At 64.7% G+C, this 20641-nt stretch carries 15 protein-coding genes; 3 read left to right on the top strand and 12 right to left on the bottom strand.

The window, feature by feature from the left end:
- Positions 1 to 9 precede the first annotated feature (9 nt).
- From DAT35_RS47145 to mutL, 5 genes are all read right to left on the bottom strand, one after another.
- Positions 10 to 522 carry a hypothetical protein gene (locus DAT35_RS47145; RefSeq protein WP_108075916.1) on the bottom strand — a complete coding sequence of 171 codons (513 nt, stop codon included), beginning with the start codon at positions 520 to 522 and terminating at the stop codon, positions 10 to 12.
- Between the two features lie 121 nt (positions 523 to 643).
- Positions 644 to 1687 carry a tol-pal system YbgF family protein gene (locus DAT35_RS47140; protein WP_108075915.1) on the bottom strand — a complete coding sequence of 348 codons (1044 nt, stop codon included), beginning with the start codon at positions 1685 to 1687 and terminating at the stop codon, positions 644 to 646.
- A 132-nt stretch (positions 1688 to 1819) separates the two neighbouring features.
- Positions 1820 to 2521: a hypothetical protein gene (locus DAT35_RS47135; RefSeq protein ID WP_199243222.1), complete on the bottom strand. Its 702-nt coding sequence runs from the start codon at positions 2519 to 2521 to the stop codon at positions 1820 to 1822.
- Between the two features lie 3 nt (positions 2522 to 2524).
- Positions 2525 to 2680, bottom strand: coding sequence for a hypothetical protein (locus DAT35_RS60245; protein ID WP_199243218.1), 156 nt, complete (start codon positions 2678 to 2680; stop codon positions 2525 to 2527).
- Positions 2681 to 2752: 72 nt separating this feature from the next.
- The gene (mutL, locus tag DAT35_RS47130; protein WP_108075914.1) at positions 2753 to 4636 is read right to left on the bottom strand and encodes a DNA mismatch repair endonuclease MutL; all 1884 of its coding nucleotides are present in this window, start codon (positions 4634 to 4636) and stop codon (positions 2753 to 2755) included.
- Positions 4637 to 4737: 101 nt separating this feature from the next.
- Here mutL and DAT35_RS47125 point away from each other — a divergent pair, with 101 nt between their 5' ends.
- Together DAT35_RS47125 and DAT35_RS47120 are read left to right on the top strand one after the other, a co-directional pair.
- Positions 4738 to 5700: an NAD-dependent epimerase/dehydratase family protein gene (locus DAT35_RS47125; protein WP_108075913.1), complete on the top strand. Its 963-nt coding sequence runs from the start codon at positions 4738 to 4740 to the stop codon at positions 5698 to 5700.
- A gap of 2 nt (positions 5701 to 5702) precedes the next feature.
- The gene (locus tag DAT35_RS47120; RefSeq protein ID WP_108075912.1) at positions 5703 to 7736 is read left to right on the top strand and encodes a 1-acyl-sn-glycerol-3-phosphate acyltransferase; all 2034 of its coding nucleotides are present in this window, start codon (positions 5703 to 5705) and stop codon (positions 7734 to 7736) included.
- 144 nt (positions 7737 to 7880) lie between these two features.
- Here DAT35_RS47120 and DAT35_RS62560 read toward each other — a convergent pair whose 3' ends face one another.
- Both DAT35_RS62560 and DAT35_RS47115 read right to left on the bottom strand, forming a co-directional pair.
- A complete protein-coding gene (locus DAT35_RS62560) occupies positions 7881 to 8249 on the bottom strand; it encodes a hypothetical protein (protein WP_369946353.1) in 369 nt (122 codons plus the stop codon).
- A gap of 37 nt (positions 8250 to 8286) precedes the next feature.
- Entirely contained in the window at positions 8287 to 13746 is a 5460-nt protein-coding gene (locus tag DAT35_RS47115; protein WP_146210166.1) for an RHS repeat-associated core domain-containing protein, read from the bottom strand.
- Between the two features lie 1510 nt (positions 13747 to 15256).
- On the opposite strand from DAT35_RS47115, the gene DAT35_RS47105 reads away from it, so the two are divergent.
- Positions 15257 to 15490: a hypothetical protein gene (locus DAT35_RS47105; RefSeq protein ID WP_233262122.1), complete on the top strand. Its 234-nt coding sequence runs from the start codon at positions 15257 to 15259 to the stop codon at positions 15488 to 15490.
- A gap of 68 nt (positions 15491 to 15558) precedes the next feature.
- Here the strand turns inward: DAT35_RS47105 and DAT35_RS47100 are convergent, their stop codons facing one another.
- From DAT35_RS47100 to DAT35_RS47080, 5 genes are all read right to left on the bottom strand, one after another.
- A complete protein-coding gene (locus DAT35_RS47100) occupies positions 15559 to 16164 on the bottom strand; it encodes a hypothetical protein (RefSeq protein WP_146210165.1) in 606 nt (201 codons plus the stop codon).
- Between the two features lie 954 nt (positions 16165 to 17118).
- A complete protein-coding gene (locus DAT35_RS47095) occupies positions 17119 to 17688 on the bottom strand; it encodes a hypothetical protein (protein WP_158502165.1) in 570 nt (189 codons plus the stop codon).
- Between the two features lie 23 nt (positions 17689 to 17711).
- Positions 17712 to 18248 carry a hypothetical protein gene (locus DAT35_RS47090; protein ID WP_108075908.1) on the bottom strand — a complete coding sequence of 179 codons (537 nt, stop codon included), beginning with the start codon at positions 18246 to 18248 and terminating at the stop codon, positions 17712 to 17714.
- Positions 18245 to 18517, bottom strand: coding sequence for a hypothetical protein (locus tag DAT35_RS47085; protein WP_108075907.1), 273 nt, complete (start codon positions 18515 to 18517; stop codon positions 18245 to 18247). Before DAT35_RS47085 ends, DAT35_RS47090 begins: the two co-directional genes overlap by 4 nt.
- Positions 18518 to 19990: 1473 nt before the next feature.
- Complete coding sequence (locus DAT35_RS47080; protein WP_146210164.1) at positions 19991 to 20623, bottom strand: hypothetical protein; 633 nt, start codon at positions 20621 to 20623, stop codon at positions 19991 to 19993.
- Positions 20624 to 20641: the final 18 nt, after the last annotated feature.

Below are 20641 nucleotides of genomic sequence, written 5' to 3'. Positions count from 1 at the left end.
TCGCGCCGCTCAGGGCAGCACGCCGTAGTTGCGGTCCTTGCGAGCCGTGGAGAAGGCGCCGTGCAGCGCGTCCACCGCGCCGCCCACCTCGCCCGCGTACTGCACCGCGTGGATGGTGTAGAGGTCCTGCACCTCCTCCAGGCGGCGGTACACTTCCTTGAGGTTCGTGCGGTCGCGGGACTCGAGCCCACACAAGGCCTCTTGATCCGCCAGCCGCTGCAACCAGACGGTGCGGAAGTCCATCCACTGCTTGTCCACCTTGCGCGCCGGAGTGGTGCGCACCAGCTTCTCGCGCTCGGACTCGAGCTGGGACCACAGCCCGTCCGCCGCATCGAGGCACTCGCGGTAGTTGAGCAGCTTCTCCGCCGGGGGCCTGCGCTCCGGCGTCATCGCCCCCACCGAGCGGAACACGCCGATGGTGACCGCCAGGCAGAAGGCGACCACCACGGCGAAGTAGAGGCCGTAGGCGGCGGCTCGGAAGGGGCGGTAACGGGGATCTTTCCGGGGATCGGGCTCGGACACGGGTCCCCGTCTTACGACCGAGAGCCCCTCCTGGCAACGCCCGGATGTGAACCCGGGCCCTCGAGCCCCTCACTCACCTGCCCCCCTCCCCACGGAAGAGGGGGGCTGAGATGGGGTGGCGCTACTGCGCCGGAGCGGGCGTGGGCTGGGCCGCCGGAGCCGCGGGCTGGGCCGCCGGAGCCGGAGCCGTATGCTGCGCGGGAGCCGGAGCGGCCGCCTCGGAGCCACCCGCCTTCAGCCGGCGCACCGTCGCCAGACGGCCACGGAACTGCGGGATGAACTCGCTGGCCGGGTGCTGGGCCACGCCGTCCGTCGCCGTCTGGATGGCCTTATCCAGCTCGCCCGTCTCCTGGTACGACTGCGCCAGCAGCAGCATCGCGTAGTCGTGCGTCTTGGCCTTCTTGTCGCCCTCGACGAAACGGGCCAGCAGCGGCACCGCCAGATCGTGCTTCTTCTCCATGTTGTAGGCCACGCCCAGGAAGAAGGACGTGTCCAGGAGCTGATCCGCCGGCGGGTTCATCGCCACGAAGCGCTTCATCTCCTCGATGGTCGTCTTCATGTCGTTGCGCCGGAAGGCCGCCTTGCCCCGCTCGAACGCCGCGTCGCCAATCTCGCGCCGCAGCTGCGCCGCCTTGTCCGTGAGCGCGTTGCGCTCCAGCGCCGACAGCTTGGAGGTGTCCAGCTTCACCAGCTCGTCCACGCCCTTGAGCCGCTCGTCCCCCGGCAGCGTCGTCATCAGCCGGTAGACCTCGGTGGCGGCGCGCTGGGCGTTCGCGTTCGCCGTCTGCTCCGCGCGCACCTTGTCCAGCTGCGTCGTCAGCTCGGCCACCGCCTTCTCCAGACGCTCGCGCTCGGCCCCCGCGCTGGAGCTGCGCGCGGACGTCACCACCACCGCGCCCGCCACGCACAGCGCCGCGAAGATCGCGTACGCCACGCCGGAGGAGATCCACTGCCGCTTCTGGAGATCCTCGTGACGCTTGCCAATCGCCTTCACCTCCGCATGGAGGTTCTTCAGCAGGCTGTCCGTCTTGATCACGAGGTTGCGGGCCTCGATGACCTCCTTGCGGATCTCGCTCAGTTCCTTGTTTTGCTCAGGCTTCGTCTCAGCAGCAGCCATGGACATCTTCCTGTTGGGCCCGGAAATGATCTCGGCCTCTTCGCGCATCGTAGGGGCTCCCTCGGGCGGTTCGTGGATTCTCCACACCCGTCGTGTGTCGGCCCCGGAAACAGGCCCCGAGCCCCGAGGAATTTCCGGTGCATTCCTCGGAGGCGAGGGGCCAGGCAAGCGGCCCTCCGCTTATAGCGAGCTGAATGGCCGGCTGGGATCCGGCGGGAACATGTATGTCACGCCCAGGGCGAACCAGCTGCCCCCTCCGTTGAACGAGCCGAGGTTCTGGAACCCGGCGTTGTTGTTGGCGGTGAAGGGGGTCAGGCCGCGAACGAAGGCCAGGCGGTACTCGGTGGTGAGCCCCCAGGAGGAGGACAACCGGAAGGTCGCTCCCACGGTGCCCGCCCAGGTCTGCGTGAAGAGCTCGCGCTGCCCGACACCCTCCGCCTGCGAGTAGACGAGCGTGGGCCCCGTCTGGAGGCCCACGAAGGGCACCACGCCCTGGGGGGTGAGGAAGTCCAGGAGCGTCTGGAAGCGCACGCCCAGCAGAGCCCCATAGGTGACGTTGGTGAGCGTGGGAGCCCCCGTCAGCCGCAGCTGCTCGCCGGTGGCGAAGAGGTCGATGCCCAGCTCGATGAAGTCGGTCATCGCGTAGCCGAAGGAGCCCGCCAGGAAGGGGCCGCCCGGCGAGGCGGGGGCCCGTGCCACTCCCTGGTAGTCCGGCAGCGAGTAGAACTTGTCGTAGAAGGTGCCGTTCGGGGACAGCCGCCAGCCGGCCTGGATGCTCATGCGGCCCACCCCGTTGAGGGGTGCGAGCTCCTCTTCCTCCTCGTACTGGGCGGAGGCGCTCGAGGCGGCGAAGAGGAGACAGAGGAAGACGAGACGGCACATCGGTCAGGAATCCTTCAGGCGCAGCGCGACTTCGAGGAACGTGGTCCGGCGGCGGGACAGCGCGGCGAGCAGGCACCGCACCACACACAAAGAGCCGAACTCCCGCCGGACCAGACCCACGTTGGCCACCACGTCTCGCAGGGTGATCACGCCGCGCATGCGCTCCTCCTCGCGTCAGTCCGCCCGGGTGCTACAGGCAGGTGGCGCACCGTAGCAGCGACGTGTTGGGGGTCAAATTTTCGGGTTGGGAGGCCGCAGTGCGCGCCGCTCCAGCTCCAGGAGCGGCACCTCGAGCACCACTACCGTGCCATGAATGCAGGAGGGGTGGAAGTCGGCCGCGTCCAGCTCGCCGAGCAGCGCCCGGAGCTTGCCGTCGGAGAGCTGGCCCTCGGCATGGCGAGCGGCGTGGCAGGCGAGCACCCGGAGGGCCTCGGCCAGGGACACTGCGTCCAGGGCCGCGCCGGGAGGAGGCAGCGCCCGCGCCAGGGCCTCCAGCAGCGCCCGGGCATCCGCCCCCACGAGCACGGGAGGCACCGCCTTGAGCGCCAGCGTCGTCCCGCCGAAGGGCTCCACCTCCAGCCCCAGCCGGGAGAGCGCCTCGCGCCCCTCCACCAGCGCCTTGGCCACCGACACGGGCAGTTCCACCGTGGCGCCGAAGAGCGTGGGCACCGGCGGCTCCTCGCGCGCCAGCATCCGCTGGAAGGCCATCAACCTCGCCCGCTCCAGGGCGGCGTGAGCGTCCAGCACCACCAGCGTGCCGCCGGGCCCCTCGCACACGTGGAAGCGCTCGCCCAGCACACCCATGGGCCGCAGCGCGCCGAAGTAGCCCGGGGGCGGCGCCTCGTTGAGCTGGGGCAGGGCCTGCCCGAAGGCGGGCGAGCGCCCCGGGAGCAGCGGGGTGGAGGGCGCGAAGGCGGAGCCGGACGCCGCGGGCATGGACAGCGCGGCGAAGGGCAACTCCGAGGGCCCGGGCGCCGGAGCGTCCTGGGTGCCCGGCAGGGGCAGCGGCGCGCCCCACGTGGCCTCCTGGGCCCGGGTGAGGAAGCGCTCCACCGCCATGGCGTAGTGGGCGGCCTGCCGAGGCGGCTCGGCTCCCCCACCCTCCCCCGTGTTGCCCAGCCAGGGCGCGGCCCGGAGCGCGCGGGAGATGGCGGCGTGCACCGTGTCGCCCACGCCCTTGCCGTCCGCGAAGCGCACCTCGAGCTTCTGCGGGTGCACGTTCACGTCCACCGTCCTCGGGTCCATGTCGATGAACAGCACCACCACCGGCTGGCGCCCGGCCGCGAGGAACTCCTGGAAGGAGCGCTGGATGGCGCTGTTGAGGCCCCGGTCGCGGATGTAGCGGCGGTTGACGAAGGTGTAGATGCCGCGAGCGTTGGGCAGTGTGTACTCGGGCGAGGCGATGTGTCCGGTGACGCTCACCCCCAGCCTCCGCTCCTCCACCGGCACCAGGTGCGGGTGCACTCCGGGCCCCAGCGCCGCGGCGATGCGCTCGCGCGGATCTCCCGGGCTCGCCGGGCTGGTGAAGAGCTGCTGGCCCCCGTGCTCCACGAAGAAGGACACGTCCGGATGCGCGAGCGCCAACCGGATGACCGCCTCCTCCGCGTGCTGCAGCTCGGTGGACTCCCGGCGCATGAACTTGCGCCGCGCCGGCGTGTTGTAGAACAGGTCCTCCACCGAGATGACCGTGCCCACCCGTGGCGGCGCCTCCTCCAGCAGCGGCTCACTGCCCCCCTCCACCACCACCCGCGTGCCCACCTGCGCCTCGGGCACGGCCGTGTGCAGTGTGAACCGCGAGACAGACGCGATGGCCGGCAGCGCCTCGCCCCGGAACCCCTTGGTGCTCAGGGTGAACAGATCATCCAGCTCGCGCAGCTTGCTGGTGGCGTGGCGGTCCAGACACAGCCGCGCGTCGTCGGGGCCCATGCCGTGCCCGTCGTCCGAGATGGTGATGCGCCCGAGCCCTCCCCGCTCGAGCGCCACGCGCACGGTGCGCGAGCCGGCGTCGATGGAATTCTCCACCAGCTCCTTCACGACGGAGGCGGGGCGCTCGACGACCTCGCCGGCGGCGATCTTGTTGATGAGGACATCACTGAGACGGGCGATACGTGCCATGGGAGGTCACATCATGCGCAGGACCCGCGAAGTTGGCCAGCAAACCTGACGCATCGCGGCTGACAACCGTGGGGCTTCTGAGCTATCACGCCCACTCCCGTATGGAAGCAACTCAGGCGAGCAAGGGGGGACTTCGCGTCGCGGTGACGGGGGCTGCCGGTGACCTCGGCCGGCTGCTGCTCCCGTTGCTGGAGCGAGATCCCGACGTGGAGAGCATCCTGGTCCTCGACGTGGCGAAGCCCGCGGGGGACAAGGTGGACTTCCATCGCGTGGACCTCACGCGGCACGACGCCGAGAGCGAGCTGTCCGACGCGCTCGCCGAGCTGCCGGTGGACGTCTTCTACCACCTGGCCTTCCTGTACGGGCCGGTGAGGGATGGGTCGCTGGCGCACGAGCTCGAGGTCATCGGCACCATGAACGTGCTGAGCGCGGTGGGCCGAGCGCGGGTGCCGCGGCTGATTGTTCCCTCGCTGACGGCGCTCTACGGGGCGCGAGGCCAGAACCCCGCGCTGCTGGGCGAGGAGACGCCGCTGATGGGCTGCCCGGGCAGCCGCTTCGTCACGGACAAGGTCGAGGTGGAGAAGCAGGTGCGCACCTTCCGCGAGCGCCACCAGGAGACGCGCGTCATCGTCCTGCGCTTCGCGCCGCTGTTCGGACCGAACGTGGACAACCCGGCGACGCGCATGCTGGCGCACCGGGTGGTGCCCACGCTGTTCGGGTTCGATCCGCTCTGGCAGGCGCTGCACGAGGAGGACGCGGCGCGGGCGCTGTACCAGGCCCTGAGCGCGAATGCCGAGGGCGAGTTCAATATTGTGGGCCGAGGGGTGCTGCCGTTGTCGGGGCTCATCCGGCAGGCGGGCGGGCAGCCGCTCCCCCTTCCCGGACCGCTCTACCGTGCGGCCCTGAAGACGATGACGTCGCTGGGGGGACCGGGATTCCCCACCGCGCTGCTCGACTACATGCATTACGGATGGGTCGCCAACGGCGAGCGGGCGGAAGAGGAGCTCGGCTTCATTCCCATGTTCCACGCCCGGGACGCCGTGGCGGCGATGCGGAGGAGTTGATCATGGCCAAGGGAGTGCTCGGAAACGATCCCTTCCAGCGGGGCGCGGCGCAGCGGCCCTCGGAGCCCAGGTCGGCCAGCACGGCGCCCACCGCCCCGGAGCCGAAGAAGGCCCAGGCCGCGCCACCGGCCGCGAAGAAGGCAGCCCCGGCCAAGACCGCGAAGAAGACGCCCTCCGAGAAGGAGAAGGCCGTCGCGAAGCCGGCGCCCAAGCCTGCGGCGGGCGCACGTGCGAAGGCCGAAAGCCCCACGAAGGCCGCCGCGCCGAAGCCGGCGACGAAGGCCGCCACGCCCAAGCCTGTCGCGGGCACGCGTACGAAGGCCGACGGCCCCGAGAAGACCACCGCGCAAAAGCCGGTGCAGTCAAAGCCGGCCCCCCACTCCGTCACGACCGCGAGTGCGAAGACCGAGGCCACCGAGAAGACCGCCGCGCAGAAGCCGGTGGAATCGAAGCCCTCGTCCAAGCCTGTCACGGGTGCACGCCCAAAGGCCGAGGCGCCCAAGGAGCCGACTGCCGCCGCCGCGACCGGAACGGCATCGCCCCGGCCGGGAGCGCGCGTACCGCCCGAGGGAGCCACGGGCGTGACCGAAGAAAGAATCCCCGCCGAGGCCACAGGTGCTCCGGCCCGGCCGCAAGTACACATCACGCCCGAGCCAGCCACCGCCGCCGGAGTTGAGCCAGGCACTGCGGTCGCGGCGCCACCCTCGCCGACCCAGCCACCGACCTCGGCGGAGGCGAGGGCCTTCGTCGAGGAGCCGATGGAGCCGCGAGAGCCCTCGGCCTCCACCGCGTCCGACAATCCCGAGGAAGCGGAGGTAGACGCGGAGCTGCTGGAGCGAGCAGCGGAGGCCCTCACGGCCGCGGAGGCCCTGCGAGAGCTGGAAGAGACCATCGGAGAGCCGTTGCCCACCGGGCCGGTCGCCATGCCGGGATTCGAGGACGTGGCGGCGATTCGAGAGGATGGGGCGGTGGTGGTCGAGGTGCTCGACGGGAGCATGGACGAGTACGCCCCCGACAGCGAAGCCGAAGCGGTGGAGGAGGCCCGCATCGAGGTGGAGGTGGAAGCCGCGCTGGCGCCCGCGCTGCCGGCGGTGAGCACCACCACCACGGACATCTTCTTCACCTCCACGTCCCCGGGAGCCGAGTCACCGCGGTTCGGGGCACGGGTCGCGGGGCTGATGTCGCTGGCGAAGGAGGTTGCATTCCAGGCGCTGGCGAGCGAGCGGCTCGGCAAGACGATGGGCTCGGCGCAGGGGCTGCTGGGCGCGGCGCTGACGGGAATCGGGGTGGGCGGCGGCACGGCCATCGACGAGTACGGTAAGGACGCGGCGCTCGGCAGCGTGATGCAGCCGGTGCTGGACTTCCTCTACGAGCGGTACTGGAGGGTATCGGTGCAGGGGGCGAGCCACGTGCCGTCGGGGCCGGTGCTGCTGGTGGCCAACCACTCGGGAGCGCTGCCCATCGACGGGCCGGTGCTGCAACAGGCGCTCTCGAGGGAGCGGCCGGACCTGCAGGAAGCGCGCTGGCTGGCGGAGGACCAGGTCTTCTACGCGCCGATGCTGGGCACGCTGATGAACCGGCTGGGCGCGGTGAGGGCCTGCCCGGAGAACGCATTGCGGCTGTTGGACGAATTGCGCCCGGTCATCGTCTTCCCCGAGGGAATCCAGGGACTGGGCAAGCCCTTCGCGCAGCGCTACCAGCTCAAGCGCTTCGGCCGGGGCGGCTTCGTGAAGCTGGCGCTGCGCACGGGCGCACCGATTGTCCCGGTGGCCATCGTGGGAGCCGAAGAGACGGTGCCCCTGTTCGGGAAGATACCGGCCAGCTTCCTGGGGATTCCGTACCTGCCGCTGACGCCGCCGCCGTTGCCGGCGAGGTGGACCATCCGCTTCGGCGAGCCCATCAGCATGGGCGAACTGCCGCCGGAGGCCGCCGAGGACATGTCGCAGGTGCAGCGGCTCACCGAGCGCACCCGCGAGTCCATCCAGGGAATGCTCCAAGCGCTGCTCAAGGAGCGCCGCTCCGTCTTCGCGGGGTGAAGACGCATTGAGGGGATGCCCCTAAAATTCAGAGGCATCCCCTCCACACTGGTGCTCACCTACCCCGCCGCAGCACCCACCGAAACTACGGCGGTGTTGACACTTCTGTTACCCACATGAGTGTCACGAGGCGTGGATTGCAAATCACTCTGCTGCGGCTCCTTGAATCCGAAGACAGTCGCGCTGTGAAATTGGACCGAAACAGAAAGTCAGCTTGACCGTCCCCTCAGCTACATTCGTTGTCGTTCCACCATCACAGGAGGGCTGCACTCTTCGACGCCCCATAGCGCTCTGAGCGTAGAATTCGGTTTGGAGCCGCTCGCCCCATAAAGGCTTAGTCGATGTCGTTACCTGCCCATCTGGTGGAGCACTGATGAGGTACCAACCATCTTCCATCGGCAATGGAGGCGCTCCCTTCACTTGAAACCGAGTGGTGACACAGCCCTCAAATTTCTCTGGGACGACCCATCGAAGCCCAGAGGGCGTTTTACTACATGCAAGCAATACGCACATCAAGACTAGTGGCAACAAGCACTCGCTGGATCGGCCCCTACATTTTGCAACGCAACCTGCACATCTTATTCGCATACCCCACCCACTCTTGACAATCCCTCAACCCAAGAGAGTAATCCATTCGATCGCCCGGATTCATCCCCATATCAAACATACACTGTTCAAAACAACCATTACTGTCATCAACGCGATCGCACCGCTCCGGAACATACTCATCTCGAGATGGCACCCCAGGACCCGACGCCCCACCATTCGCAGACGTCTTACCGAAACACTTAAGCTCACCATTCGGAGCGGTGACACAATAAAACTGATGATACAGCGGCAAAAAGAAAACATAAGGATAGCTTCTTCTTGCAGTCTTGTCGCTTCCGCCACCATACGGAACCAGTGCATCCAGTGGCTTGGAGCACATATAGATATCGAGCCCGGTTGGATCTGAGAATGCTAATGCATTGCTCAAGGCGAACACATACACCGGAAGCCCATGCCCTAGCCTCGCATACCGCAGGTGACTCTGCGGGTCCTGAAGAATCGGCTCCGGTTGCAGGTAACGCCCAATGCTCGGATCGTAGTAGCGGTTCCAATTCTCGAAGAGGTCCGTCTCCGCGTCGTAGTACTGGCCAGGAAAGCGCAGCGGCGTCCAGAATGGCTGCGCGCCCGTCTGATAGCGCTGGTACTCGTACGCCTCCATCACCACTCCCGTCGACGTGCTGGAGGAAGAATTCGCCTGAGTCCCTGCGAAAGATTCGGTGGTGCAGTCCTCGTGGCAGAAGAGGTCATTACAAATGACGGGGCACGACGTGGTGTAGGTGAATCTCACCTTCGCATATCCTGCGGAGGGCTGCACCCATCCAGACCAGAAATGGCCCTGCTCGGAACTATCAATGGCATCGGAGAGCGTGCGTCCATCCGTCCCGTCAACCAGGTTCAGGTGGCCCTGCCCCTTCGTATCGAGCAGATGGAAGAGGACTCGCATCTTCACCTGGGTAGACGCACTCGTGGGCTGCCTCAATTCTGCCATCGTGTAGGGACTACCCATGGTGGGAAGAGGATGCCCCGTCTCCGCGTGCAGCGCCACCCGGTTGGCCTGGCCGAAGGGCTCATAGTCCACGGCACCCGCCACGCGCCCCGCACCGTCCAGCATGAGCACTGGCTTGCCGATGTGATCCGTCACCGGGAAGTACACACCGCATGCCGAGGCCTCTCCGTTACGGCTGCAATCCGTCGAACTGTCAGACAGTCGAATCCACGTATTGCTCAGCTTACCGCGCACCATGGCGACCGGGCGCCCGCCCAGCCACACGTAGTCGTCTTGGGTGTAATGCGCCACCGGAGTGGTCGTGCTGCTGCTTCCACGGTCCACCAGCATCTTGCTCGACATGTCGTGGAAGAACTCGTCCGAGGTACCTCCGGGGTAGCTCTTCGACCGGCGGCGTCCCTGCGCGTCGTAGTAGTAGTTGTAGAAGACGCCGTTCACTTCCACCGCCCGGAAGACGGTCTCCGTGGCCACTCCCACTGACTGCCCATACCTGAACCCCAACGTGTACGTCGGCTGTCCATCGAGTGTTTTTGCTCCTTCTTTCCGGGTGACTCTCCCCTCCGCGTCATACGCCAGCGTGTAGCCCCAAAGACTGTTTGACGCAGAAGAGCTCCAGCCCGTCAGCCTGTCCCCTCGAGGCGCGGCCGCGTAGCTCATGTTGTAGGAGGAACCGTCGATGTTCATGGACGTCCGGTTGCCACGACCATCGTAACCGAAGCCGTAACCGCCCGTGATGCTCTCGGCCGACCACTGCATTCCCGTCAGACGCAATGTCCTGTCGTAGCCGTAGCTCTCCGTCCTCGGCGCCGACGCCCCGAGCAGACACGTGTCGGTACGTACGACCTGGTCCGCCTTCCACGTGTAGGTGCGCTGGTAGATGTCGCCCGCTCCGGTCCCCATGGCCATGGCGCCCGAGGACACCCTCAGGCTGCGCAGCCGACCCGTCAGGTCCGAGCTCGCCACAGACGGGAAGGTCGTCGAGCAGCCCGTGGGCGCCACTGAACCGTTATCTCCCAGGCCGTACTCCACCGTGCTCGTCGTGCCCGTGGTGGGGTGGGTCAGCGTGTAGCCCCGCAACCCGCCGTATGGCTCCCACGCGACGTTGCTCAGCAGTCGCTTCGTGGTCCACACCGTGCCGTCGTACAGCGTCACATCGACAGCGGCAACCCTGTCCGCGTTGGCGCCTGTCCCATACACATACGTCACCGTCCGCCCGTTCGGGTACGTCACCGAGGCGAGGTTTCCGTTGGCCGAGTAGGTGTAATAGGTGTGCGGGTTCGCATTGACCACGGTGCCGCACGTCGTCTGCCCTGCCCTCACGCGAACCTCACCCAGCACGCGGCCCTGCGGATCATACTGGTACCAGGTCTGTCCGAAGGAATCCTCCCGGTAACGTGTACGCCCCATCGTGTAGGTCAGGGCCGGGCAGCCGGAGGGGGACGTTCCCTGCGAGTCGTAACCGAAACGGTAGAGGGTTTCAGTCCCCGTCTCGTACACCCGCTGGGCGGACACAGGCCTCGAGAGCATGTCATAGGAGTAGGAGACGTACTCGTGCGCCTGCCGCATGGCCTCCGTCTCCTTCACCACCACGTTGCCCAGCACATCGTAGGCGTAGCGCACCGGTCCATCGGCGTGCGGCAACGCCACCTCCACCACCTTGCCGAAGTCGTCGTACTTGTACGTCGCCGCCGGCTGGCCGCAGCTACCGAAGGAGTCCGTAGCCAAGCACCCCACCTTCACCCCGGTCACGTTGCCCTGCACATCGTAGTCGAAGAGCGTGCGCTGGGCCACGCCGTCCGCAGGGTACTCGTCCACCTGCACCAAGCGGTTGGCCCTGTCATACGACATGGAGGAGCACAGCTGCGACAGCGGCGTCCCGTCCGCCTTCACTCCACCGCACCAGGCCGGCGGGTTGTTGAAGGGAAGCCCCACGCCTGTCGGGTTGTCCGCACCATCGAAGGACTTCGCCGTCGTGAAGCTCCCCGCCCCGTCGCCCCACTTCTGCCATGTGGGCCTCTTATGCGCATCCGCCGCGTACTTCAGCACCCGCCGCGTTTCGCTCGTGGCTCCCGTCCTCGCCAGGTAGCGCTCCTCCTTCAGCGTCCCATCCGGCCAGTACGTGTACACCACCTTCTCCGTCCAACCCGTACCGTCCGTGCTCGCCGCCCGCGCCTTCCACTGCAGCTTTTCCGTCAGCGTCCCTCCCGTGCACGCCTCTCCCGAGGTCCCCGTCCGATAGCAGAACACCTCGGCGTTGCCAGCGGGAGACTGGACTGAGGTCAGGTTGCGGCCATCGGCATAGCCGTACTGGGTCGACTGCCCATTCATCACCGTCTGGAGCAGCCTGTCTTCCTCATACGTGAAGCCAGTCACCACACCATTCGCATCCTTGACGCTCGTGACATGGCCCCGCGCATCGTAAGCGAGGTACTCGGTCGTCAGCGGCGCAGTGGACGTGCGCGTGGGGTAGACAGACACCTTCTGCAAGCGGTTGCGGACACTCTCCGCGGCGGTGCTCGGGTAGTAGTCGTAGCGAGTCAGCGAATAGTCGCCGGCAGCACTGCAATCCGTGGCGGACTCACTGGAGACGACGCACGGGCCGTGCACCTCCATCGTCCGGCCCAGCGGGTCGGGAATCGACTCGCCCGAGGAGATATGGGAAGTGAAGTTGAAGGTCCCCACGAAACGGCGCGTCGGCGTCCAGCTGCCGTCCCCGTTGCGCACCAGCGTCCAGCCGGACTCGATGACGGCCTTCTGCCTCCCCGACTCGTCGTACACCGACGCCGTGCGCTTGCGCGCCCCCGTGCCGCCCAGCACGCTCTGCTCCTCGGTAGCCTGCGGCAACTGCTCCCCGTTGGCACCGTAGGTGTAGCTGAAGGTCTGCTCCTCGAGCGCGCCCGTACCGAACATGTCCGAGGCACCCCGCTTCACACTGGTGCGCTCCAGGCGCGGCTGCGCCTCCGAGGACATGGAGTAGCCGTACACCTCCCAGTTGTCCCGCTTGTCCTTGCGCGCCGCCTCATGCCCGGGCATCCCCGCGGCCGAGCACGTCCACTCCGTACGCTCCGAGCCCGCGCTGCACGCCTGGCTGGGGCTGCACGCCTCCGTCGTCCGATACAGGCGCGGCGCCAGCTGCTGGCCATAGTTGGAGAGCGTCTCATAGGTGTACGTCAGCGAGGCCGCGGTCTCGGTTCCATCTCCGCGGCCCACCAGCGAGTCCGTCGCCTGCTTCACCTGGGGCACCTTGCCGCAGCAGTTGGAGCCGGGCTGGCAAGTCCCCACCGCCGACTGCCATTGCAGGGACACTCCGGACCCACCACCTGTCACGGAAGACACGCGATTGTCCGTTCCGTAGGTGTGACGCACGAGCTCCACTCCCTGCTCGGTGCGCCGGAAATCCTGCACCTTATAGGAGCTAGACGGATTCAACGTATAAAGATACTCCTCCTGCCGTGCACGGTACTGAGCCTTGGCGATACGCCCGGAGCGCTCCAGGCTTCCTATCCTCGAATAGGTGTACGTCACCTCGGGGACCGTGGAGCCCCCATCCACACCACCCGGGCTGCCCAGGCTCACCGCCGAAATGACGCACTCGGCGCCCCCGCTCAGCTGCGTCAGCAACCGGTAGCTGAAGCTCAACGTGCTCCCCGCCGCTGTCTGCACGGACGACAGGTAGGGGACTCCCGGATTGCTTCCGACGCCCCCCCAGGGGCAATTCGCCAACGCCGGTGCTGCATAGTTGAGCGTTGCCAGCACCACCCCTGTCGGCGACTGGACTCGTGAGAGGAAGTAGCGGTTGCGTCCGCCGTCGGCCGGCACGAAGCGCGCCTCGAAGACGAGCCGGCTGCCGTCCTCCTGCACCAACTCATACCCGCTGGCCGTCCGCCACAGGCGCTCGCGCTGGCTGGGGTTGCTTTGCGATGGAGCCGCCTGGCACGGCACTCCTCCCGTGCATGGCGTGAAACGCAGCATTCTCCCGTCCCTGTCTCGGACACTCCAGAAATTCGCATGCTCCATCACCAGGCTCAGCCAATTGTGCCACCACTCCACGGAGTTCGGGTTGCTCACGCTGGCCCCAAAGGGCTTGGGCACGCCGAGCAGCGGAGCGTCAGTCCCCCACTCGTCCGCACGCGAGCTGAAGGTGCGCTCGAAACTCAGCGTCGTCACGCTGTCCGCAACCTCGACATCCTGGACTCGCTCAAAGCTCGTACCCGTAACGATGTTGACGGGGTCGAACTTGTTCGTCCCTCCGCACGCGCACTTGGGACCCACGCAGGAGGGCGGCGGCCCACCATCCGGCTCTTCATCCCGACAGTCCTCATCCACCTCTCCATCGTGATCGTTGTCGAAACCGTCATTGCACTCGTCGCCGCCCCCCTCCAACTCCGGCGGGTACTCGCAATAAGTCCCCTCATTCAAGATGAATGAAGCCTGCTCGATAGTCGAGACATCCATCTTATCATTGACAAGGCACCTGCCCCCGGGGAAGGCCTTGCAGTCCGAGTCTTGTCGGCACCGCCATTTGGCGCTTATCGGACACTCCCTGGCTTCGGGCAGGATGACCCTACGGGTGTCACCTGGCTGACGCGGGGCGTTGCCATTCGCAAGGCATTGAGTTTTCACCAACTCGCAACTACCTGTGCGATTCGGACAATAATGATCGCTACCAGAGGAGCAGCCCCCTGTATAACATACCAGTGGCTCCTCGCCCGGGCAGGAACACAACCAGTAGTCGTTCAGATTCGGATTGGTCGGATTCTGAACTTTCAACACATAATTACTATTGGCCCGCATGGGCACCAAGAAACACACGAGCCCCAAGAGCACGGTTGCCGTTGCTCTCAGCAAACACAAGGACTGGAGACATGACAAAATCCAGCGACGCATCAACACATGGGATTGTTGCACGATTTCACTCGATGAATGCCAAAGAAATGGATACACGGATGATTCTGGGAGAAGGACTCACTGCCTCGAGGGCGAAGGGACACACAGCCTCCCCTGAGGCGTGGGATACACCTGAGCGCACCGCCAATCCTGAGGACACTCCTGCTCGCCCTGGCACGCACGGCTGCAGACGTACCCCTCCTCGCGCCCTGGCTTCACATGGAGACAGACACCGGAGAGACACGCACTGGCGCCATTCTCCGAGCAGTCCTCCCCCATCTGCTTCGTCGCCATCTCGGCTCGCAGAGGGCGATGCTCCGTGAGCACTTCCCGCGCTCCGGACACCTCGGGTTCCGCCTGGTTTTTCGAACAGCCCGCCCACACCCCCGTGGCGAGCCCCAACATCAAAACAATCCGCCTCATGAATCGCTCTTTCCGTTCGCGCGGCATCGATCTGGCTTCTCAACTCCCAAACAGCTGTCTCCTGACCACACCTGCGGGCGCACTTCGGACAGGAGCCCACGACCACAGACGCCTCGAGCTCCGCCAATGATTGAGTCCGTGGTCGCCGGCGGCCGAAGCACAGGCCGTGCCAGCTCAGGAAGCCCCCCCCCGAAGCCCCTGAGACGCCTCGCCGCTGAACCTCTGCCGGTGACCTTCACTCAGCGGGCTGGCAAGGCTCGGAGGGGCCCTGCCGACCACTGGAGACGAAGCAGGGAGCTGGTGCGCACATCGATGAGCCCGAGGGGGAACACGGAGACCGGAGCACACTCAAACATCCGTCGCCCACCAACCCCGCGAACTTCCAAGACCCACCAGCAGGCCAGCTTTCGGAGAGAGCTCGTTCAGGCGACCCGCCCACCGATACCCGTCCGCCCCATTCGACCAGCACGGAGCTCCGTTCTCGGCGACGGACTACCATCCCATCCCGGAGACGCTCGTGAGCAGCACAGGACATGGGCTCGCTCTCCATCTTCGGACATGGACCTGAGTCAGCCGGGCGGCTACGTGAAGCTGGCGCTGCGCACGGGCACGCCGATCGTCCCGGTAACCATCGTGGGGGGACGCCGAGGAGACGGTGCCCCTGTTAGGCAAGATTCCGGCCCGCTTCCTGGGGATTCCGTACCTGCCGGTGACGCTGCCGCCGCTGCCGGCAAGGTGGGCCATCCGCTTCGGAGAGCCCATCAGCATGGGCGAACTGCCGCCGGAGGCCGCCGAGGACATGTCACAGGTACCCGAGCGCACCCGCGAATCCATCCAGGGCATGCTCCAGGCCCTGCTCAAGGAGCGCCGCTCCGTCTTCTCGAGCTGAGCGCTCTCGAGATCAGGGTCGTTCCCATGAGGCTCGCATGTTGAGCCTCGCATCTACTCTGAATACACTTACGTCCTGACAAGCTGCTCAATGCGATCAGCCACATCGAGCCAGATTTGAACGCGTCTCGCCCGAAGTCGCTCATCCGCTCTCATGGCGAGGTACACACGAGTAAGCACCGGCAAATTTTGTTTGTCCAACCTACCTCCGGCCGCAGCAAACGCCTGGCTAGACCTGGACCAATCCTCCGGATGCAACTTTGCCCAGAGTTGCCCTAAATCAGCCATGGCACAATCGTAAGCGGCATCAAAAATCCACCGCTCGAATTCTTTTCGTTCTGCCTTTCTGCTGATGGCCAACCAAAGATCTTCAAGGCCGCTGACGTAATTACCAGCACCCGCGAATGAGTGTTTCTCCGCCTCCGAGGCAAAATCAACAGGCTCTACAACAGCGTCAGTTCCGCCGAACCAAGCCGCGGCACCCTCCAAGAATCGACGTGCCCAGTCAGAATCCAGAGCGTACGCCTCGAAGAGCGGCAGGAACAGCATCAGTCGCTCACGAACAACTTCGAAAGAGACTTCTGGGGAGAGACAACTGATCAGCGAACGAAATGCGGATTCCTCTTCTTTATTATCCCCTCGCAAAACAGCCTCACGGAAATCCTGTGCAATCAAAACCAACTCCTCCTTCGTATGCTCTTTTCTACAGCCGACTTGCTGTAACGATCTGAGTTCATACGAAGCACTATAACCACGGACTGCCTATCAGGCGCAGGCTTCGGCGAAAGATCTGGAGTACCCGCCCCAGTCCCTGCTGGAGCGCCGCTCCGTCTTCGCGGGTTGAGCGCTCCCTGAGTCCTACTTCATCGTAGCTGCGAGGGGTCACCAGGCTGGCCAGCACCTGCAGACCACCAGCAGCTACGCTCGCCCCCCTCCCTCGGAAAGCGGCGAAGGCGAGCTCCGACGGACACACGCAGCAGAACGGCGACATCTCGACGCAGAACAACGGGCATTGAGAGAGGATCAGTTGAAACAATGCCAGTACATACTCGGCTGTGTCGCAGGGCTACTCCAAAAGAAATATATCCACAGCTTCAACTGGAATCCCGCTCCCGACATCAGCAATGGGCTCGACGCGTCCCATTCTGGCCCACTCTCGATAGATTGATTCTGCTTCCCCAAGGTCCAATCCGCTCCGTAGCAGCCCATGCTCATTCAGGATCCCTGGAAGCACGTGCGACGGATCCAACAACACGTGTTCTTGCAAGCTTCTCAACAGCGACCATTCCCCAACAGCGATCACATCCACCCCCAAGAGAGAGGGGGTACGCCCTGGCGTTTCGGCCCGGCAGCGTAGCGAAGAAAGATACGGAGAAGCCACCGCAATCAATTCGCACGGAGGCCCATTGACAATGGAATAGGCCAACAAGTCCTGGGCAGCTCCAAACTCACGACTAACGGGCCACCAGAGTCCGCGCTGCTCGGGCGACCTCATTTGCTCAAACCAGCTTCGTTCCCGCTTCGGGATCAGCCCTTCATAAAAATGTCTCTCAACCAAGCCCCAAGGATTTCTATCAACTCCACGATAAAGGAAACCGCGCCGCGACCGCTCGACAACCAAGTAACCATTCACATCGATTCCTCGCCAAGCTTCCGAAGGGCAGTGCATGCCTCATCTCGGACCTGAGCCACCCTATCCCGCTTCAACTCGCGAAGCATCTCAACAGCCCGTCGCCTGATCTCAGCGCTCTTTGTGTGCAAAGCCAACGATTCAAGGCCGTGGGGCACCAAGGCGCGCGCCGGCATCGAGGCACCTTTCGAAAGCGTCGAGAGCGCCTTCAGCGCATCTTCGTCACAGTAGCGCTCGCCAAGCACTTCCCCGATAACAAACGCCCCCATTGGGCTCCCCCACTGGTCGAAGCTCTCCACCAGCAGAGGACGCAGCTTCTCTCGTTGTGGTGCCGTTAGCAGCGCCCAGCTGCCGTCGATCTCTTTCAGCAACCCCCAAGCCCCCTCATGCGCCCGAAGCACTGGATCACTCAGCAGAGAGAGCAGTCGCTCAAAGGCATCTTCAGGAAACTGCTGGTGCATGCACAGACTGGCGATCAACTCAACCACGAGGGCAGAGAGTGGCCCTCTGCCGCCTGTGCGAATCACTGCGCCAATGTCTGCAAGAACATCCTTGGGTTCGCGAATCATGGAGTAGCCCACGAGCGGAAGGCTCAGGTTGTTCCACCTTGAGCGTGCACTTCGGACCACGCACTTCGCTTCAACACTCCCTCAATGACCGATGCGACATACTGAGTTCGCGTTGTACCGTCCTCTCGACATCGACGAAGGAGCTCAACGGCCTCCTGTCGATATTCCCGGCCCTGCGTCTGAGCGAACAGGTACATTGCCGGAGCCAACACGGCTGGGTCTTCCTTCAGAAACTGCCGGCAGTCCTCTGGCGCGATCTCCTCCCCAAGATCCGCCCAGGGGATGTACTTCTGCCAGAACCTGACTTCTGTACTTTCCGGGTAGGCTCGACCCGCTTCACTGAGCAGAACAGGGAACCGCTCGCTGGCCGTCGCGACAAATCCTGGACCCAGCCCGTGCCTGGTCGAGAATCCAATCTCGGTGGCTTGCCAATATAGAATCGCGAGATTCAAGAACAGTTCCAGTGTTCTCTCTCCAACCAACAGCGACCCTTCGTAGAGCCGAGCAGCCGCCTCAATCTGACCTTCGCGGTCGAAACGAATGGCATCGAAATGATTCATCGGAATTCTCCAAGCCTGCCAGACCGGTTCAGGCTGCCTGAACCCCTGGCGAAAAGGGGAGGCAGAACCGCAGGGATGAGGCTCAACACCAAGTCTCGCTCTGGCTGAACCAGATCGGGATGTTCGGCATAAAGCGGGTTCATCACCTTGTCCTGAATGGTTGCCATGAGCATCGCGACCTGAAGCCGGTAATACTGGAAGATCTCCTCTGTTTCCGTCGTCTGGACCAGCCGCACTGATTCATTGAGCTGTGCCCCGATTGACAGCATGAAGTCAGAAACTGCCTTTGCCGTTTGTTCTCGTCATCTTCCAAATTTCCCCTCTTACAGCTCAGCGTCGGTAGGCACGCCTTGAACGCCCTACTCTCTCACACCCCCGTCAGCCATCGCCGATGTGGGCGGGCAGAACTCATCACGAAGTGGAGAGGGCGGACATTCGCATGCGGTTCTGGCGGATTCAGGACAGCCCAGGATGATGTCGTGCACCTGATCTTCCGTCACCATGTGGGCACAACTGCTCGTCCCCACAACCCATGACAAGACAGCCATCACAACAGGAATCACCTGACTTTTCATCTTGGACACTCTCAACCCCCGAGGCCCCGTTCCAGACAGCGCTCAGGGCATGCTTGACGGACGTGACGGCCCAACCAGGACTACTCGGTCGTCATGGGTTCCTACAATCCCATCGCGGCCCAGCGAGCGGAGCGAGATACATCCCGCGTCTTCGTTCAGCACAAACACTCGTCCCCAATCGTCGCGTGGTACTGCAGCCTGCATGCAACCGGCGCCAACACATCGGGGTGGTACCATTTCTTCGACGCTCCAAGGCCAGATACCTTTCGCCCGCCGGAATTCGTCAATGGCCGAGGCAACCCGCCGCATGTTCCGGTCGGCATTCATGTCGGACCAGTGTCGCTCCGACCAAGCCAATATTGCCACCAGAAAGCTCGTAGCACCGGTCACAACGATTAAGACCCTGTGATGCAATCTCAAACTCATGGGCATCCCCCCCTTGTTCACTGCGTTGACCCAATGAGTCCCTGTTCGTCAGACGCGCTGGTGGCGCAAGATGCATTCGCAGGAATCAGGTACGGTTCTGGCGTCCTGAGAACGCATTGGTTTTTCACGCAATGGGCCTCGCAGGAAGAGCCTTTCATGCAGATGCGATTGACCGATCCACATGCCTGCTCTACCTCCTTTTCGAGCTCAATCCGCCCCTGACCAAGGAACCACGAGCGATTCACCGCTGTGCAGCAGGGACCAACAGAAGGCCAGGAGTGCATGACTGCACAGTCCGCATCGGCAGTGCACTCCTGGCTATTCACCATTGCGCTCATGGCAGACCAGGACCTCCTCAAACAGGCCTCTGACGTCGGGGACTCATAGCCCAGGGCTACAGCACACGCATGATCGGATCGAAACTGCTCGAATTCGAAACCATCCCTCCCGGGATGTTCCCAGTAGCGCCCCCTGGATACGCAACCCACCAGCAGACCGATGGCAACCATCATCCCCCGCTGAATGCCTTTCATTCTCAACGCACTCCGGACTTCGCTGCTTTCAGCGCTCGCATCCAATCTTCCCAGTGGGCCGGATCCATAGGCATGCCGTCCTGTAGCAGTTGAAGTCCCGAGAGCAGATCTCCCAGAGCGTCTGGTCTGCCTACGCGATTCCAGTAGTCCTCCAGAAAGAGTGTCATTGCCTTGAACGCTGTGTTCGCGTCTGTCTTCATTGCGCTCCTCAGCGGTGCTCCTCGATGAGCCAGAGGCCGAAGACGAAGAATGGAGCATGCTCGGGCACGCGCCGGTCACTGACCTCCCGGAACTCCAGGGCCCGCTCCAGGTCTCCCAACAGGTGGTGCTCGTTCAGGTGTCCCGCCCACTTCGCCCTGAGGCTCGCGGCCTCGGCTTCCGTGTATCCGCAGTTGCTGAGGCCGCTGATGAGCCCTCCATCCGCCACGTCGTAGCCGAGAAGCTTCCAGCCCTCCTCACGCATGGCGGGCACTGTCGGCTCCCGGTAGGGGCCTCCCTGCCACGTGCCTTCCTCGGGCTTCCCGTCCCAGTGCCAGCTCACCGCCACCAGCGCATATGGAGCCTCTCGCACCGCGCCGAGCGACGTCAGGCTGTTCCTCATCCGCTCCAGGTCGTCCCACAGCGGCGGGTTCGGACCCCTCCAGTCCGGCAGGTTCGCGTCTCGGAGCGCCAACCGCTCGCGCTCCGCCTCGGGAAGCCCCTCTCCGAAGAGCGAGGGCCAGACCCTCGCGTCCGTCGCCAGCGGCTTCCTCGCGTCCTCCCGGAGCAGGTAGAGCCCTCGCCGGGATGCCTCCCACTGCCGCCCCACGTCAAGCCACAGCTCCCGGGCATCGAAGCCCACGAGCCACTCTCCGACCGG

It is taken from the genome of Vitiosangium sp. GDMCC 1.1324, from assembly GCF_003044305.1.
In the GTDB taxonomy this organism is placed as follows: Bacteria; Myxococcota; Myxococcia; order Myxococcales; family Myxococcaceae; genus Archangium.
The sequence above is the reverse complement of the archived record's forward strand: the minus strand, read 5'-3'. Positions and strand labels throughout refer to the sequence as shown.

Bases quoted from the DNA above. Each gene is read 5' to 3' on its own strand.
- DAT35_RS47140 (WP_108075915.1), bottom strand. From the start codon at position 1,687: ATGCGCGAAGAGGCCGAGATCATTTCCGGGCCCAACAGGAAGATGTCC.
- DAT35_RS47135 (WP_199243222.1), bottom strand. From the start codon at position 2,521: ATGTGCCGTCTCGTCTTCCTCTGTCTCCTCTTCGCCGCCTCGAGCGCC.
- DAT35_RS60245 (WP_199243218.1), bottom strand. From the start codon at position 2,680: ATGCGCGGCGTGATCACCCTGCGAGACGTGGTGGCCAACGTGGGTCTG.
- mutL (WP_108075914.1), bottom strand. From the start codon at position 4,636: ATGGCACGTATCGCCCGTCTCAGTGATGTCCTCATCAACAAGATCGCC.
- DAT35_RS47125 (WP_108075913.1), top strand. From the start codon at position 4,738: ATGGAAGCAACTCAGGCGAGCAAGGGGGGACTTCGCGTCGCGGTGACG.
- DAT35_RS47120 (WP_108075912.1), top strand. From the start codon at position 5,703: ATGGCCAAGGGAGTGCTCGGAAACGATCCCTTCCAGCGGGGCGCGGCG.
- DAT35_RS62560 (WP_369946353.1), bottom strand. From the start codon at position 8,249: ATGTGCGTATTGCTTGCATGTAGTAAAACGCCCTCTGGGCTTCGATGG.
- DAT35_RS47115 (WP_146210166.1), bottom strand. From the start codon at position 13,746: ATGGATGTCTCGACTATCGAGCAGGCTTCATTCATCTTGAATGAGGGG.
- DAT35_RS47095 (WP_158502165.1), bottom strand. From the start codon at position 17,688: ATGATTCGCGAACCCAAGGATGTTCTTGCAGACATTGGCGCAGTGATT.
- DAT35_RS47090 (WP_108075908.1), bottom strand. From the start codon at position 18,248: ATGAATCATTTCGATGCCATTCGTTTCGACCGCGAAGGTCAGATTGAG.
- DAT35_RS47085 (WP_108075907.1), bottom strand. From the start codon at position 18,517: ATGCTGTCAATCGGGGCACAGCTCAATGAATCAGTGCGGCTGGTCCAG.